We start from the raw sequence: 16,027 nt of genomic DNA, 5'->3' as shown, positions 1-16,027 counted from the left end.
TCGCTGAGAGACCTGCTTTTGACATCTACCCAGTCTTTTAAGGTCATGTTCAGCGCCGGCGAATCCTCCGGCGACCGTCATGCAGCGCATATGTTTCTCGAATTGAAGAGCCTGCATCCCGGCATCGAAGGACTTGGCATGGGCGGTGCGGCGATGCGCGAAGCCGGAATCGATATTCGTTTCGATTCGTCGAATATCGGGGTGATCGGCGTCGTCGAAGTGCTTAAGCATTACCGGGAAATCCGGCAAGCCTTAAAGCAAATGCAATATTTATTGGTTGACGAACGGCCCGATTTGTTGGTTTGCGTCGATTATAAGGAATTCAATTTTAAATTGGCTAAATTTGCAAAAAGCATCGGTGTTAAAGTGTTGTTTTATGTAAGTCCTCAAGTGTGGGCTTGGCGCCCTGGGCGAGTTAAGCAATACGGTCGAGTGATCGATAGGATGGCGGTGATTTTTCCATTCGAAACAGCCTATTATGAAGCGGAGAACGTGCCGGTAAGTTATGTCGGGCATCCTTCGATCGACAAAGTGCACCCTCGGTACACGAAACATGAGGATTTGGAGCGTTTCGGCCTAGACGTTGAACGCCCCGTCATTGGGTTGGTGCCCGGCAGCAGAAAACAAGAAATTGAACGATTGCTGCCGGTGATGCTGGACGCTGCGTCGATTGTGCTTTTCCGTGTGCCCGGTGCGCAATTCATTTTGCCGCAAGCCCAAAGTGTCAGCGACGAACTGCTTCGGTCATATCTCGATCGTTCCGAGTTGGCCATCAAGGTTATTAAAAACGAAACCTATGATGCGGTTCAATGTTGTACGGCGATTATGACGAGTTCAGGAACCGCTACGCTGGAAATTGCGTTACTACAGGTACCGATGGTCATCGTTTACAAACTATCCGAATTGACTTACTGGCTCGGAAGGTTGTTAGTGAAAACTCCTTTTATCGGTTTGCCCAATATCGTTGCGGGTAAGGCGGTGGTAAAAGAATTGATACAGCACGAAGCTAACGCGAAAAATATTGCCGATGAAATCGTCAAGCTATTGAGCGATCGAGCTTATTACGATGGAGTAAAGTCCGATTTGATTGGAATTAAAAATACGCTAGGCAGCGGAGAAGGGTCGAAAAAAATGGCGATCTTGGCTTTAGAAATGTTGACCGACAAATAAGAAAGACGGTTCGGTTTTAGCTATCGAACAATGATTGGAGTCTGTATTTCCTAGTAAATAACTAGGATTTGCTTATAACGCAGCGCGCGATAAACTATAAAACAAATTTTAGTTTTCATATACTTCGCGCGGTCATGTTTGCGGATTTTATGGCAATGCTATTTTGTTCGGTAGCAAGGCGCGAAAACAGGCGCATAGCAAGCTATGTAACTGTTTTTGCAAAGCTTCCGCTCCTGCTCACGCCCCTTACCTACATCCATGTAGGTAACGCAGCTATCGGACAAAATAGTGCGTCAGAAAGCCGAAAATGTGGCCGTGCGGTATAACTACTGCGTTAAATTCGGTAAAAAGCTAGGAGTAGAGGATATGAGTCATCTGTTCGACAGCATCAAACAAACGGTTTTTGCACGATTAAACCATTATAGCGATGACATAGATAATGAGTTGCCCGAAGAGTCGTCACAAACCGCCGCGGTAACTTGTCGCGCTGAGTCGAAGGCATTACATCCGGGCAGAAGGCGCTTAAAAGAAAACTATACCAGTCATTGGGATTTGGATTATTTGCCTAGAGAAGAAATGAATCAATTGATTGAAAAGTCAAAAGATAAATCGGATATTAAGCCTGATTGATTTATTTTTGGGTGTAGGCTGTAATGGGTTGGAATGATGTCATTGATGTGAGCCAGTGTCGGGTGGGTTGGGTGAGAAACGGCCTATAAAAGGCGTTAATTATAAAGTGTCGTTTAGCGCCTTGCTCTCTACTGCCAGCGCCTTGCATCTGGCGTTTAAAAGCCTATGAACACCAACAATCTCAAAAATATTTCAGTTTAAAAGCGCGAATACAGCAATTAGCTAAAATGGCTTTTTACGATGCCCAAACTTACATTGTTGTATGTGTCGACTGCCATTTTCCGACGCAGTCTACCGCTCACATTTCCTGTAAGCGTCGAACAAAACAACATTGCCATAACCAAGTAACGTTCATGAAAGCCTAGCCATCGCCCCGGCAAGTGAAAGTTCTCTTCTGGTGGCGGAGGGTGCGGTCACTCACCCGACAGGACGCCGTGAATACGTCCATGTAGGCTCGACGGCGGCTGTCCCTGTCGCCGACGCCTGTTGGTCGAGCAAACCGCACCCTCTTCGGAACCGGAATTGCCAGAACGGAGACTTGTATATCGAAAAATTAGATAAAGAGTCCAAATCTACGAACTTTCAGAGTAAATAGTTAGTAAGTCGTTTAAATTGAACGAGACACATTAGCTGTGCCAAATAAAATACGCTATGTCATAATAAGCCCTTTTTAGCGATGGCTGTTACCGCTTAATCAAAAGGCGATGACTAGCAATGCCGATTCTTCCAATGGCAAAGATCGGATAGGTGGTTTTTTAAAATTTAGGATTTGGTCATAAATAGCTCCCCTATTTTTTGATTCAGGGCAGGGAGGTTCGGTAACTCGACTGACAGGTTGTCGGCGGCAGGGCAGATTTTTGCTCCTCGGCAATTGCTCCTGCATTGGCCTAATACAAGCCATCCATGGCGTAATGCAAAATCTGCATTCATGCCATCCATGGCAATCAGTAGCCGCCGTCAAGCCTACACGGATGTATTTACCCAGCACCTAAATTATCTATGTAATCAATCATGGCCAATAGGCTATGGAATTTAGGTGCTGGGTTTACGGCGCCCTGTAAAGCGAGTTTCCGAACCCGCTAGAAAGCTCATGATTCCAGGAAGTTATTGGTTACGAAATCCTTAGTATAAATTGTACTTTTGGAAAGAAACAGCGAACGCCTAACAGAAGACATTTTGACGCAGAGTGTTTTCTAAATAGAAACCAGTTTAAATGAGGGCAATATAAATGGATGAGAACAAGAAAAAAGCACTTGGCGCTGCCTTGATGCAGATCGAAAAACAATTCGGCAAAGGCTCGGTGATGCGGATGGGCGATGTGGCCGCTTCTCGAGATATCCAGGTTGTCTCGACCGGTTCTTTATCCTTGGATATTGCTTTAGGATGCGGAGGTTTACCGCGTGGAAGGGTGATTGAAATTTACGGCCCTGAGTCGTCAGGTAAAACCACATTGACTTTATCGGTTATCGCGCAAATGCAAAAACTGGGCGGAACCGCCGCGTTCGTCGATGCCGAGCATGCGCTCGATCCCGGTTATGCCGAAAAGATCGGCGTCAACGTCGACGATTTATTGGTTTCTCAACCCGACACCGGTGAGCAAGCGCTCGAAATCACCGATATGCTGGTTCGTTCCGGAGCGGTCGATATCGTCGTCGTCGATTCGGTTGCGGCGCTCACCCCGAAAGCCGAAATCGAAGGCGATATGGGTGATTCGCACATGGGCTTGCAAGCCCGCTTGATGTCTCAGGCGCTCAGAAAATTGACCGCTAATATCAAGCGTTCGAATACCTTGGTGATATTCATCAATCAGATTCGCATGAAAATCGGCGTCATGTTCGGCAGTCCGGAAACGACGACAGGCGGCAATGCATTAAAATTCTATGCTTCGGTGCGCTTGGATATTCGACGCATCGGCTCGGTTAAAAAAGGCGATGAAGTGATCGGCAACGAAACCCGCGTCAAGGTCGTTAAAAACAAAGTAGCGCCGCCTTTCAAGCAAGCCGAATTCGAGATTTTATATGGCGAAGGCGTGTCGTTTTATGGAGAATTAGTAGACTTAGGCGTGTCTTACGGTTTTATACAAAAAGCCGGCTCATGGTACAGCTATAACGATGAAAAAATCGGGCAAGGCAAGGACAATGTTAAACAGTTTTTGAAAGAGCATCCCGAAAAAGCGGCGGATATCGAAGCGAAAATCAGAGCCGAAGCTTTTGCTGCGTTACGCGTGCCGGCTGAAAAAGCCGATGAAGAGGTTCTTCCGGAAAAATAAAATTGGGCGAATTATTGAGGGGCTGTCACGCCTCAGTAAGTATTCAGTCCCCCTCTTTGAAAAAGAAGGGCTAGGGGAGATTTTTTAAATAAATCCCCCTCAATCCCCCTTTTTCAAAGGGGGAGGCCAACAATTACGCCTGAATTGCGGTAATTTGCCAATGGGGTCTGAATACTTACACGCCTCATGCCTTCATAAAGCCAGCTATTATTTTTTCAGTATAAAGGGAGTAGCATGGACGCCGATCTTAAATCGATTAAAGATGTATGTTTACGATTGTTGGCGCGTCGTGAACACAGTCGTCTGGAATTGAAAAACAAATTATTATCGAGAGGATTCGATAAAGATAGGATAGATCGCGTGCTGTACAATTTGGTCGAGCAAGATTGGCTGAGCGATAGCCGTTTCGCCGAATGTTACGCGCGTCAACGAATCGAAAAGGGCTTCGGCCCGAATCGTATAGATTACGAGCTTCGACAATTAGGAATAGAAAACTTTGATTTGCAAGAAACCGTTACGGAAACAGCGGGTAGTTGGTTAAATGTTTTGCTAGAGGTGTATCGAAAAAAATATCGGCAAGAAGATGCGATAACGTTGTCTGAATGGAGTAAACGAAGCCGGTTTTTATTGCAACGAGGGTTTTCCGGTGGCATGATCGCCGTCTTGCCCGAACACTTGAACATTAAAATTAACCCAGCTTTAACATTTAGGGATGGTAAGGCATTGAAAAATAAATGATAATATTTAACTCTATAGTCCTAGTCACTACATTTGTTAAAGCTGGGTTAAGTAATTCCAAGAACATTTAGTATTCGAAGATGATGAAAAACATGAGCAGTTCGGAATTGCGTTCCGCATTCCTGGATTTTTTTCGCCAACGCGGACATTCCATCCAACCCTCCAGTTCGCTGGTTCCGGGTAACGACCCGACATTGTTGTTTACCAATGCCGGTATGGTGCAATTCAAAGATGTGTTCCTCGGCCGAGAGCATCGCGACTACACGCGTGCCGCGACCAGTCAGCGTTGCGTTCGTGCCGGCGGCAAGCATAACGACTTGGAAAATGTCGGTTATACGGCGAGGCATCATACATTTTTTGAAATGCTCGGCAACTTCAGTTTCGGCGATTATTTCAAACAGGATGCAATACACTTGGCTTGGGATTTTTTGACCAAAGAATTAGGCATTCCGGCTGAAAAATTATGGGTGACGGTTTTCAATGAAGATTCCGAAGCCGAAAAAATCTGGCTGGAAGACGTCGGTGTCGATCCGAAGCGTTTTTCCCGTATCGGCTCCAAAGACAACTTTTGGGCGATGGGCGATATCGGTCCGTGCGGTCCGTGCAGCGAAATTTTCTATGACCACGGCGAATCGATTCCTGGAGGGCCGCCGGGATCGCCGGACGAGGATGGCGATCGTTTCATCGAAATCTGGAACCTGGTGTTTATGCAATACGATCGTGACAGTGAAGGCAATCTCCATGCATTGCCGAAGCCGTCGGTCGATACCGGTATGGGCCTGGAGCGAATCGCCGCAGTCATGCAGGGCGTGCATAGCAATTACGAAATCGATTTATTTCAAGACTTGCTGAAAGCGGCCGCAAAACTGGCCGGCATCGAGGACCTGAACAAGAGTTCGTTACGCGTGATCGCCGACCATATACGCTCCTGCGCGTTTTTGATCGTAGATGGTGTCTTACCGTCTAACGAAGGGCGGGGCTATGTGTTACGACGGATTATCCGAAGGGCTATTCGCCACGGTTACCGCTTAGGTATCCGTGAAGTTTTCTTTTATCAATTGGTAGCGCCGCTTGTCGAGCAAATGGGCGAGGCTTACCCCGAATTAAAAAATGCTCAAGAACAAGTCAAGCGTGTACTAAAAAAAGAAGAAGAGCGCTTTGCCGAAACACTCGAGCAAGGGATGAAGATTCTAGAGGCTTGCGTGGCCAAGCTGGAAGGTTCGACGATACCCGGAAATATCGTGTTTCAGTTATACGACACCTACGGATTTCCAGTCGATTTGACTGCCGATTTTGCGCGCGAACATCAGTTGACGATCGATCACGCCGGCTTCGAGACCGAAATGGCCGAACAACGCAATCGGGCGCGGGCGGCAAGCAGTTTCGGCGCCGATTACAACCAGACATTAAAGCTGGACGGTCAAACCGAATTCACCGGCTATCAATATCTTGAAGACAGCACCAAGATCATCGGCTTGTTTATGGAAGGCGAAGCGGCAGAAAGCTTAAAAGAAGGCGATGAAGGCATTGTCGTCTTGGAAAAAACGCCGTTTTATGGCGAGTCCGGCGGACAAGTCGGCGACTGCGGGAGCATTTCGACCGAGCAAGGCGTATTCGAAGTCGTCAACACGCAAAAGCAAGGCGGCGACTTGTTCTTGCATCGCGGCAAGCTGTTGTCGGGAAGTTTGTCGATCGGTGAAAACTGTACCGCAAGCGTCGATAAGATCAAACGAAAAGCGACCGAGTTGAACCATTCTGCGACACATCTATTGCATGCGGCCTTGCGTGAAGTCCTGGGCGATCATGTTGCTCAGAAAGGATCCTTAGTGAATGCCGAACGCCTACGTTTCGACTTTTCTCATTTCGAGCCGGTGACGCCCGAGCAAATCGCCGTGATCGAGCGCTTGGTCAACGAACAGATTCGTTTGAACGAGCCGGTATTGGCAGAAGTCATGGCAAAGGAAGAGGCGATGCAAGCCGGGGCAATGGCTTTGTTCGGCGAAAAATACGGCGACGAAGTCAGAGTGCTTAGAATCGGCGGCTTTTCCACCGAACTGTGCGGCGGCACGCATGTCGATCGGGCCGGCGATATCGGCTTGTTCAAGATCATCGGCGAAACCGGTGTTGCAGCGGGCGTCAGAAGGATCGAAGCCGTTACCGGCAGTGCCGCATTGGATTGGATCGACAGTCGCGATAAGGCCTTGGCGATCATTGCGGGATGCTTGAAAAGCGCGCCGGAAAAGGCGGCCGATAAGGTCGAGCAATTGCTGGAAAAAAATAAGCAATTGGAAAAAGAATTGGAACGTTTGAAAGCGAAGTTAGCCAGTTCTGCCGGCGGCGAACTGAGCAGTCAGGCGGTCGAGATCGAGGGCATAAAGGTCTTGGCGGCTAAAATCGATGACAGCGATCCGAAAGCGCTCCGCGACATGCTTGATCAATTGCGCAATAAGCTTGGCAGTTCCGCAGTTGTGCTTGCGACCGTCAAAGACGATAAGGTCAGTCTGATTGCGGGAGTATCGAAAGATCTGGTTTCTAAAATCAAAGCCGGTGATTTGGTCAATGTAGTAGCTACGCAAGTCGGTGGTAAAGGTGGCGGCCGACCCGATATGGCTCAAGCGGGAGGTAATAACCCGGCGGCATTGCCGGAGGCGCTCAACTCAGTTGCGCAATGGGTTCGGGAACAACTCGGCGCTTATTTTAAAGGTTATTGAATAATGGGATTATTCGTATATAAATTCGGTGGAACATCGGTTGGTTCAGTCGAGCGAATCAAAGCGGTAGCGGAAAAAGTAAAAAAAGTTCATGACCAAGGGGAACAATTGGTTATCGTCGTCTCCGCAATGAGCGGCGAAACGAATCGATTGATTGCTTTGGCTAATGAAATCCAGAAATACCCGAACTCCCGAGAGATGGATGTTTTATTGTCGACCGGCGAGCAGGTGACGACGTCTTTATTGAGCATGGCCTTGCATGAGCTGGGTTGTCCAGCCTGTTCCTATACCGGCGGTCAAGTCAAAATACTAACCGATAGCAGCCATACCAAGGCCAGAATTATCAATATCGACGATAAAAGAATGCGCGAGGATCTGACAGCGGGACGCGTGGTTGTCGTTGCCGGCTTCCAAGGTGTCGATGATAAGGGGAATATTACAACCTTAGGGCGCGGCGGTTCGGATACGACGGCAGTTGCATTGGCGGCGGCCTTGAAAGCCGATGAGTGTTGTATATTTACCGACGTCGACGGTGTTTATACGACCGATCCGAGGGTCGAGCCGAATGCTAGGCGATTGGAAAAAATTACTTTCGAGGAAATGCTTGAAATGGCAAGCCTGGGCTCGAAGGTCCTGCAAATCCGATCGGTCGAGTTTGCCGGCAAATATAATGTGCCGCTGAGAGTTTTATCATCATTTACAGAGGGCAAAGGTACGTTAATTACCTATGAGGACGATCAAATGGAACAAGCTTTAATTTCAGGAATTGCGTTTAATCGGGACGAAGCGAAGCTAACTATTACCGGTGTGCCCGATTTGCCTGGTGTCGCCTATAAAATTTTGGGACCGATCGCCGATGCCAATATCGAAGTCGACATGATCATTCAAAATATCGCCGGCGACGAAACGACCGACTTTACATTCACGGTGCATCGCAACGATTACGAAAAAGCCAAAGAGCTGCTTGATTCGATTTGCGCCGAATTAGGAGCCAAGGCCGTTACCGGAGATGTCAAAATCGTCAAAATATCGATCGTCGGCGTCGGCATGCGTTCGCATGCGGGAATCGCCAGCACGATGTTTAAAGCCTTGGCAGACGAAGGTATTAATATTAGAATGATCTCGACCTCGGAAATTAAGATTTCGGTCGTCGTTGATGAAAAATATCTGGAATTGGCGGTCAGAGCCTTGCACTCGGCCTTCGAGCTGGATAGAGAGCCGGTAGAAAGTTAGTTTTATTTATCAATAAAACCTGGTAGAATATCGCTCTTGGTTGGTTACTGCATGCAAAGCAGTAGAAATTACATACAATATAGGGAGAAGCCATGCTTATCTTGACTCGTCGGGTAGGGGAGACTTTGATGATTGGTGACGAGGTAACCGTCACTGTTCTTGGAGTCAAAGGAAATCAGGTTCGCATCGGTGTAAATGCGCCAAAAGAAGTCTCGGTTCATCGAGAAGAGATTTACGAAAGAATTAAAAAGGAACAATCGGAATCTTCAGACAAAAGCGATTCCGAATAGCCTAACGCAGTTTTGGAGAGTTGGCCGAGAGGCTGAAGGCGCTCCCCTGCTAAGGGAGTATGGGCTTTATCTCCCATCGAGGGTTCGAATCCCTCACTCTCCGCCATCGATTTTAAAATCGATTATTTTTAAAAATAAAATATTGACAATTTAAAAAAAAGAAAAGATAATAAGCGGCTCAATAAGGCGCCCGTAGCTCAGCTGGATAGAGTACTCGGCTACGAACCGAGCGGTCGGGAGTTCGAATCTCTCCGGGCGCGCCATTTGAACATACCGAATTAATCCCCTGTAGCTCAGTTGGTAGAGCGGGTGACTGTTAATCACTAGGTCGGCGGTTCGAGCCCGTCCGGGGGAGCCATATAAATCAAGGCCTGTAGAGTTTTTCTCTACAGGCCTTTTTTATTTGTAGTGCCTTTTATAGTGCCTTTGAAAAAATACAGTATTACTCCACTAAATATCGAATTTTATTTGGTCGCTTTTTGCCTCTCTTGATAATAGCTTTCAAATTCGGATTTTCTCCAACGCAAAGGACTTTTAATGGTTGGTTCAGGGACGTCACCTCTTTTCCTCATTCGCCAGAATGTCGTTTTTGAATTGACTTTCAGTGTTTGCATAAGCTCGGCAGCTGTTAAAAAAGAATCTGTCATGGCTGTTTCTCCTAAATAAAGTATCTAAAGAAAAAAGTGAAAAGGGAGCCTATTTTCAATAAGCTCTTGGTGGAGAGGTCATTTACTGGTGGAAATATAATTACCCAAATAGGTTTTTCCTAACCCAGTTGGAGTAATAATTTCAGAAATTCCCATAATGGCCCATAAAAAACCGTTTTTTTCTTTCGATGAGTTTAAGATTTTTGGATCCTCTAAATTGAGTGTTCTCGAGAAGATAATTATTAGTAATTGGGCATTTTCATCAAGCAATGCCATTTATAAAGCCTCTTGGATTCAAAACTAAAGGATGATGCTATAAAAAATCGATTTTCTACGCTAATGCTGAGTTGCTTTTTTAGAATGACTGGCTATACTCCAGGCAAAGCAATTGTTTTTGAGCAGTTATTGCTTTGCAAATCCATGGCCTACTGCTAAGTTGACTCGGTCATTGCCGTTTGTGTGAATGGTTTGTCTGTTGAATAGGCCTATGTGAGTCGTATCAGTTCCGAACTTTCATTAGGAGCTTACTATCATGACGACAACGCTTAAGGCAGCATTATCATTTTCACTGGCCTTGCCGCATTTCGTTTATTCAGATGAACTCGATGATTTTCGTCATTTCTATGGCGATGAACAAACGGTAGGCATCGCGACAGGCTATGCCCGACCCTTGGCCGAATCCCCGTCGGTCGTCACGGTCATCACGGCAGACGATATCAGAAAAAGTGGCGCTGTATCGTTTGAAGAGTTACTGGAAACCGTGCAGGGATTCCATGTGTCTTCGGCCAACGGTTTTGTCCCGGCCTATGTCGTTCGAGGGATTTTTTCGCCACTGAGTTCTCATGTTTTAGTGATGCAAGATGGCGTGCCGGTCAACGATCCGGTCAATTCGGGTAAGCTGTTCAGTTACACGCATCTGACCAAAAATATCTCAAGAATCGAAATCATTCGCGGCCCGGGGTCTGCGCTCTACGGTGCGGATGCCTTTTCAGGCGTCATCAATATCATCACCAAAACCGGTCGGGAAATCGGCGGCGGCGAAATCGGCGCGTTGGCCGGCAGTTTCGACAGCTATGGCGGTTGGGCATTATTGGGTAAACAGTTCGGTGATTTTGATCTGGCTTTTTCAGCACAAGGCCGAACTGCCAAGGGTCAGCGGGAGACCGTCAAAGCCGATGCGCAAACGCGAATGGATCGGCTGTTCAATACGCAGGTGTCATTGGCGCCGGGGTCGATCAATGTCGCGCGTAACGACATTGATGTGGGTGCGTCGCTACGCTATCGTGACACGGTTAAACTGCATCTGCGCTATCAGGATTTCGAATCCGCCAATGGTGTAGGCACAACCTTGGCGTTGGATCCTGACGGATCAATCCGCTATCAATCCTGGACTTCTGGGCTCGATCTCAAACAACGGTTTGGCAATTTCGAACCGCAGTTCAATCTGAACTATTTTTTCTACAAAGCCACCGGTCTCAATCATCATTTTCCGGCCGGTGCCTTCGGCGGAAACATTTCCGATCCGGTGACCTCGACATACCGGTATTTTTCTCATACCGTCGATGCGACCTTCAAGACACTCTATGACGGGTTCAAGCATCACCGAGTCACTGTCGGGGCGGGCTATAAATACGCGGTAGCCCACGATCTCACCGAAAACCGTAATTTCTTGATCCTGCCGAATAACCTTATCGTGCCCGCAGGGCGGCTGCAAAGCACCGACAACCTCGGAGTCGAAGCCTTATCCGACGACGCGGACCGACACATCTTATTCGGCCTCGTCCAGGATGAATGGAACATTGCCAATGACTGGACCTTGACCACCGGGCTCAGGCTCGATCATTATTCCGATTTCGGTTTGACGGCCAATCCCAGAGCCAGTCTGGTTTGGCAAGTCGGTCCCGCGTTGTCGGCCAAACTGATGGTTGGGCGCGCCTTCAGGGCGCCGTCTTTCATCGAACTCTACAGCAATGAGGGTCTGCAATTACAGGGCAACCCGAACTTAAAGCCTGAAACCATCGATACCGTGGAGTTGTCGATCGCCAAAAAATGGAAATACGGCCTCTCCACCGGTGTCAATCTATTCGGATATTCCAGCGCCGATCTGATTGCCGAGACGAGTAGTACGCTACGCACCTTCGAAAATTCCGCCGGAGCGATCGGTTATGGTTTCGAGTGGCTCGGTCAATACCGATACAACGAAAGTCTGACGTTCGATCTCAATTACACCTATCTGCGACTCGAGCCGAAGAACAGCGCCAATGACAGTTTCATCATCGGCGCACCACAGCATGACATTTTTGCGCAGATCAACTGGCAATTCGTGAAGGATTGGCATGTCAATGTACGTTCCGATTGGATCATCGGCCGGCAGCGGGCGGCGGGTGACGAACGTGATGCGATCGGCGATTATGTCCTGGTCGGATTCAATTTGCGCCGCGAGCAGATCATGCACGGCTTGGCGCTCAGCTTCAAGGTCGATAACCTATTCGATGTCAAAGCGCGGCATCCGAGCATCAACGGCCAGGCGGTCCCATACGATTATCCGATCGCAGGGGTCGCCTTTCTCGGGCAAGCGGAGTTAAGCTTTTGAACCGCACAAGCGACCCGCAAAACCGCCTGCGTGAGGCGCCGGGACCGCGAGGCTGCCCGGTAACCGGTTCGTTGCCGATGCTGGCCTCGAATATATTGCGGTTTTTTGAACGCGTGACGGCCAAGCATGGCGACATCGCCTTATTCACCTTGGGCCGAAAGAAGGTCTATCTGATCAGTCACCCGAAAGACTTGGCGACGCTGTTCGCCGATGAAAGAAAAGGGCGCTACAGCCGGCAATTTTTTCATGAGGTCTACAAGCCGTCGTTCGGCAACGGCATCTTCAACAGTTACGGAGAAACCTGGCAAAAGCAGCGCCGGATTTTGCAGCCCTATTTCCAGAAGCGGGCAATCGAAGCCTGGTTTCCGATTCTGCGCGAGGAAACAGAGCTAACGATACAGCGTTTGACAACGCGGCAACAACCGCACATTCATGTGGAACGGGAGATCTTGCCGCTGGTGCAATCGATCATGTGCCGGATACTGTTTGGCCGATCGTTGGATGACGACGATTCGCGCCGCGCCGTGGAAGCGATCAATACGGTCAGCCGCTACAACGTGTCCCGCTCGATTTCGGCTTTCATCCTGAACGGCGTATTCAACCGCCTGCCCACGCGCGGTAATCGAAAATTTCACCAAGCGCTCGATGACATCGATCGGACCCTGACGAATTTACGGCTCAAGGCCGAGCAGGCCGGCGATGACGGCAGTTTGATCGCCCAATTGGCGCCGCATTTCGATGCTCAAGAACTGCGTGATCATTTATTCACGTTGTTTTTCGGCGGACAAGATACCACCGTCAACGCCATTGCCTTTACGCTCTATTATTTGGGTAAGCATCCGATGATACAGCAACGGGCTGCGGCCGAGGTCGAGTCCGTCTTGGGAGCAACGGGGCCATTGGCCTATCAAGACTTGAAACGGCTTCCCTATACCGATAGCGTCATCAATGAATCGATGCGATTGGCGCCGCCGGCCTATGCCGCCTACCGCGATGTCATCGGCGACCGGCAACTGAGGGATGCGCGAATCCGCGACCGGTCACTGGTCGTATTCTCGCCCTATCTGACCCATCGCCACCCGGAATTCTGGCCGGATCCGGAGCGCTTCGACCCGGAACGCTTCATGAGCGGTTCCGCGCAGGAACGATTCGCCTTTATGCCCTACGGCGGCGGCATGCGCACCTGTCTGGGCATGAACCTGGCGCGCGTGGAAATTCTGACCGTGGTGGCTTTATTGCTGCAACATTTTCAATGGACCTTGCCGGAAAACTACCCGGTGAAGTTCGTTCCGCACATGACACTGAAAGCCCGCAAGGGCATCACGATCCAATGCTCAAAAAGAACATGAATCTCCTGGTAGCCTCCGCTTTCGGTGACCTCACGGCGCAACTCGAACGACAGCTCCGCACTGACGGCATAGTCGCCGATCTGACGCCGGCCCAATCGGCCGATGAGTTGGTGGAGGCCTTGTTGGAACAGCGCTTCGACGGCTTGATAGCCGATTATACGCTCCACGACATCGATATCTGGAAACTGACGACCCTGGTTCGTTCCGGCCGATTCGCCGATCCAGCGGTGCCGATCTATCTGATTCAAGAAAGCTGCGAGACCGAAATCCCCCGCATCTTGGCCAATGAATACCGATTCAAGGTCGTGGCTTTGGAGCAATTGACGCGGATGCTCAAAACCCCGCCGGACCTCGATGCGTTCAAGCCGACCCTGTTGATCATCGAAGACGAGCCGGATGCCGCCAATATCGCTTTTCATGCATTGGGGGATGATTATCGGATCGATGTGGCGAAAGAGGGACGACAAGGTTTTGATCTGTGGCTACAGCAACGGCATGATCTGATTCTGTTGGATTTGATGTTACCCGGGCTTTCCGGCGACCGCTTGCTGACCGAAATACTGGCGGTCGACTGCGAGCAGCCGGTCATCATCGTGACCGCCTTTTCCGGCCTGGAAAATCACAAGAATCTAATGATCAATGGCGCCAGCGAGTTTCTCGGCAAGCCGTATTCGTTGATCGAGCTGCGTCACATGTGCCGAACGGTCCATCATCGGGCGCGCTTGGTCACAGAAATTCATTACCGGGAAGACCAATTCAAACTGATCGGCCATCAGCTCTGGCTGTTGGACCGGTGTCTAGCCAAAAACGATCATGTCAACAGTCATCGCGTCATACAACGCATGCAAGCGATCATTCCTGCCCTCTCGCCGAGCGACGACGAACAATTCAAGCTTTTGCAATCGGTAGCGTCACGGTAAAGACGCTCCCCGGATTGTTGCTTGTAACGTCGATTTCACCCGTCAGCAATTCGCAATACAATTTGGTGATGGCCAGTCCCAGGCCGGTGCCGCCGGCCGGGCGGCTGAGACTCATGTCCGCCTGCCAGAAAGGCTCGAAGATTTTATCGCGGTCGGCTTCGGCGATACCGCAGCCGGTATCGCTGACCCGGATAGTCAACTGCGCTCGGTGAATCGACCAGGCGATCTCAATGCGTCCTTGTTGGGTGAATTTATTGGCATTGCTCAACAGGTTCATCACGATGTGCGTCAACTTGTCTTGATCAGTGTCGATCTCGGCCGCCTCGCCGGTCATCCGGATGCGATTGCCGCTGTCTTTCGTAAGCGGCTCGATTTTTTCGACGCATCGCAGTACCAGGTTTCGAAAATTGAACTTCGCGATATAAAGTTGGGCTTTACCCGACTCTAGCCGGGCGTAATCGAGGATTTGATTGATCTGATGTTCGAGATTCCGAGCGCAGTCCAAACCCATCTGCAAACAATCTTCAGCAGTGAGTTGGCTCGATCCGTTCAACGCTTCGAGCGCAAGCTGCGAATAGCCCATGAAGGCGTGCAGCGGAGACTTCATCTCATGCGAGACTGTCGAGATGATCGTGGATTTATAGCGCGAAGCCGACAGCGCGCTGTTCAGCGCCGTTTGTAATTCGGCGGTGCGGGCAGCTACTGTATCTTCGAGTTCTTCTTCCTGCGCTTCGAGCTGATCCAGCATCCGATTCAGACGCTGCTTCAGTTCAATGATCTCTGCAGGACCTTCGAGCGATGTGCGAACGCCGCGACTTCCTTCGCCGGTTTTTTTCATGACCTCGGCCAAGTCCAGTAAGGCTCGGGTCCAGACGTCTGAAAAATGTTGCACGGAAACGAATATCAATAGCTCGAATACGATCACGCTGGCGATGCTGAGCCAAAGTATCTTCTGGATGACGTTTTCCATTCCTCGTTTTGAAACCACCAGTTCGACGAAACCGATCGGAGTTTTGTTGGTATTTTCGCTGGGCTCGGGATCGAGAAAATCATGAGTCTCGGGTAAATAATGGATTGGTGCATAAAAGCACCAGGTCCGGGGCAGTTCGAAGACGAAGGGATGTTCGACGCGATTCGCGTCGAAGCGGTTAGTCGCAGTAATCGGGCATTCGATGGCTCCTTCGGTCGAAGCCAAGCGCTCGCCGGAGCGCAAATAAATGCCGGTTTTTTCGATTACCGGATCCTTTTTGAAATGATCGACGATTTCGTTTGCTTTGACCGGGGAGGCGAGCGTGACGCTGAATTTGGCCGAATGGGCGAAAGTTTCTGCGTATTCCTGCCAATAATGAATAGTGTATTGGCGAGTATAGTTCGAGACGGCCCAGTAAATGGAGAGCAGCATGACCGTCGAAGCCAGCGCAATCGCGAACAAGACCGTTAGACTGAAGCGTTGGCGAAGATTGAATGAACGGGTCAC

13 protein-coding genes and 3 tRNA genes are annotated in these 16,027 nt (G+C 49.4%); 13 read left to right on the top strand and 3 right to left on the bottom strand.

Translation table 11 applies throughout. The features are described 5' to 3' along the window. The first annotated feature begins 18 nt into the window (after window positions 1-18). From lpxB to ACRJJO_RS03395, 10 genes are all read left to right on the top strand, one after another. On the top strand, window positions 19-1,170 hold the full coding sequence (gene lpxB, locus ACRJJO_RS03440) for a lipid-A-disaccharide synthase (protein WP_431064527.1): 1,152 nt from the start codon (window positions 19-21) through the stop codon (window positions 1,168-1,170). Window positions 1,171-1,536: 366 nt separating this feature from the next. Further along, complete coding sequence (locus ACRJJO_RS03435; protein ID WP_431064526.1) at window positions 1,537-1,800, top strand: hypothetical protein; 264 nt, start codon at window positions 1,537-1,539, stop codon at window positions 1,798-1,800. A 1,228-nt stretch (window positions 1,801-3,028) separates the two neighbouring features. Then, window positions 3,029-4,069 (top strand): recombinase RecA, encoded by a 1,041-nt coding sequence (gene recA, locus ACRJJO_RS03430; protein WP_125218625.1) that lies wholly within the window; start codon window positions 3,029-3,031, stop codon window positions 4,067-4,069. Between the two features lie 234 nt (window positions 4,070-4,303). Further along, on the top strand, window positions 4,304-4,807 hold the full coding sequence (locus ACRJJO_RS03425) for a regulatory protein RecX (RefSeq protein WP_431064525.1): 504 nt from the start codon (window positions 4,304-4,306) through the stop codon (window positions 4,805-4,807). A gap of 83 nt (window positions 4,808-4,890) precedes the next feature. Continuing rightward, a complete protein-coding gene (gene alaS, locus ACRJJO_RS03420; protein WP_431064614.1) occupies window positions 4,891-7,518 on the top strand; it encodes an alanine--tRNA ligase in 2,628 nt (875 codons plus the stop codon). 3 nt (window positions 7,519-7,521) lie between these two features. Further along, complete coding sequence (locus tag ACRJJO_RS03415) at window positions 7,522-8,751, top strand: aspartate kinase (protein ID WP_431064524.1); 1,230 nt, start codon at window positions 7,522-7,524, stop codon at window positions 8,749-8,751. A gap of 92 nt (window positions 8,752-8,843) precedes the next feature. Next, the gene (gene csrA, locus ACRJJO_RS03410; protein WP_014149273.1) at window positions 8,844-9,041 is read left to right on the top strand and encodes a carbon storage regulator CsrA; all 198 of its coding nucleotides are present in this window, start codon (window positions 8,844-8,846) and stop codon (window positions 9,039-9,041) included. A gap of 14 nt (window positions 9,042-9,055) precedes the next feature. Next, a tRNA-Ser gene (locus ACRJJO_RS03405) sits at window positions 9,056-9,147 on the top strand. An 80-nt stretch (window positions 9,148-9,227) separates the two neighbouring features. Continuing rightward, window positions 9,228-9,304 (top strand) — tRNA-Arg (locus ACRJJO_RS03400). Window positions 9,305-9,323: 19 nt separating this feature from the next. Further along, window positions 9,324-9,399 (top strand) — tRNA-Asn (locus ACRJJO_RS03395). A gap of 106 nt (window positions 9,400-9,505) precedes the next feature. On the opposite strand, the gene ACRJJO_RS03390 is transcribed toward ACRJJO_RS03395, so the two are convergent. Beyond that, entirely contained in the window at window positions 9,506-9,688 is a 183-nt protein-coding gene (locus ACRJJO_RS03390) for a helix-turn-helix domain-containing protein (protein ID WP_141899371.1), read from the bottom strand. A 78-nt stretch (window positions 9,689-9,766) separates the two neighbouring features. After that, on the bottom strand, window positions 9,767-9,964 hold the full coding sequence (locus tag ACRJJO_RS03385; RefSeq protein WP_431064523.1) for a hypothetical protein: 198 nt from the start codon (window positions 9,962-9,964) through the stop codon (window positions 9,767-9,769). A 256-nt stretch (window positions 9,965-10,220) separates the two neighbouring features. Between ACRJJO_RS03385 and ACRJJO_RS03380 the strand changes: the two genes are divergently transcribed. From ACRJJO_RS03380 to ACRJJO_RS03370, 3 genes are read left to right on the top strand one after another with little or no spacing between them, the layout of a single operon-like run. Continuing rightward, entirely contained in the window at window positions 10,221-12,281 is a 2,061-nt protein-coding gene (locus ACRJJO_RS03380; protein ID WP_431064522.1) for a TonB-dependent receptor plug domain-containing protein, read from the top strand. Next, entirely contained in the window at window positions 12,278-13,630 is a 1,353-nt protein-coding gene (locus ACRJJO_RS03375) for a cytochrome P450 (protein WP_431064521.1), read from the top strand. Before ACRJJO_RS03380 ends, ACRJJO_RS03375 begins: the two co-directional genes overlap by 4 nt. Further along, entirely contained in the window at window positions 13,627-14,550 is a 924-nt protein-coding gene (locus tag ACRJJO_RS03370) for a response regulator (RefSeq protein ID WP_431064520.1), read from the top strand. Before ACRJJO_RS03375 ends, ACRJJO_RS03370 begins: the two co-directional genes overlap by 4 nt. Here the strand turns inward: ACRJJO_RS03370 and ACRJJO_RS03365 are convergent. Beyond that, window positions 14,519-16,027, bottom strand: coding sequence for a sensor histidine kinase (locus ACRJJO_RS03365; RefSeq protein ID WP_431064519.1), 1,509 nt, complete (start codon window positions 16,025-16,027; stop codon window positions 14,519-14,521). The genes ACRJJO_RS03370 and ACRJJO_RS03365 overlap by 32 nt on opposite strands.

Source organism: Methylotuvimicrobium sp. (assembly GCF_050611805.1).
Classification (GTDB): domain Bacteria; phylum Pseudomonadota; class Gammaproteobacteria; order Methylococcales; family Methylomonadaceae; genus Methylotuvimicrobium.
This window is presented reverse-complemented; position numbering and strand designations above follow the sequence as displayed.

Excerpts from the sequence above, each read along its gene's own strand:
- ACRJJO_RS03435 (WP_431064526.1), top strand. The coding sequence starts at position 1,537 with ATGAGTCATCTGTTCGACAGCATCAAACAAACGGTTTTTGCACGATTA.
- recA (WP_125218625.1), top strand. The coding sequence starts at position 3,029 with ATGGATGAGAACAAGAAAAAAGCACTTGGCGCTGCCTTGATGCAGATC.
- ACRJJO_RS03425 (WP_431064525.1), top strand. The coding sequence starts at position 4,304 with ATGGACGCCGATCTTAAATCGATTAAAGATGTATGTTTACGATTGTTG.
- alaS (WP_431064614.1), top strand. The coding sequence starts at position 4,891 with ATGAAAAACATGAGCAGTTCGGAATTGCGTTCCGCATTCCTGGATTTT.
- ACRJJO_RS03415 (WP_431064524.1), top strand. The coding sequence starts at position 7,522 with ATGGGATTATTCGTATATAAATTCGGTGGAACATCGGTTGGTTCAGTC.
- csrA (WP_014149273.1), top strand. The coding sequence starts at position 8,844 with ATGCTTATCTTGACTCGTCGGGTAGGGGAGACTTTGATGATTGGTGAC.
- ACRJJO_RS03390 (WP_141899371.1), bottom strand. The coding sequence starts at position 9,688 with ATGACAGATTCTTTTTTAACAGCTGCCGAGCTTATGCAAACACTGAAA.
- ACRJJO_RS03385 (WP_431064523.1), bottom strand. The coding sequence starts at position 9,964 with ATGGCATTGCTTGATGAAAATGCCCAATTACTAATAATTATCTTCTCG.
- ACRJJO_RS03380 (WP_431064522.1), top strand. The coding sequence starts at position 10,221 with ATGACGACAACGCTTAAGGCAGCATTATCATTTTCACTGGCCTTGCCG.
- ACRJJO_RS03370 (WP_431064520.1), top strand. The coding sequence starts at position 13,627 with ATGAATCTCCTGGTAGCCTCCGCTTTCGGTGACCTCACGGCGCAACTC.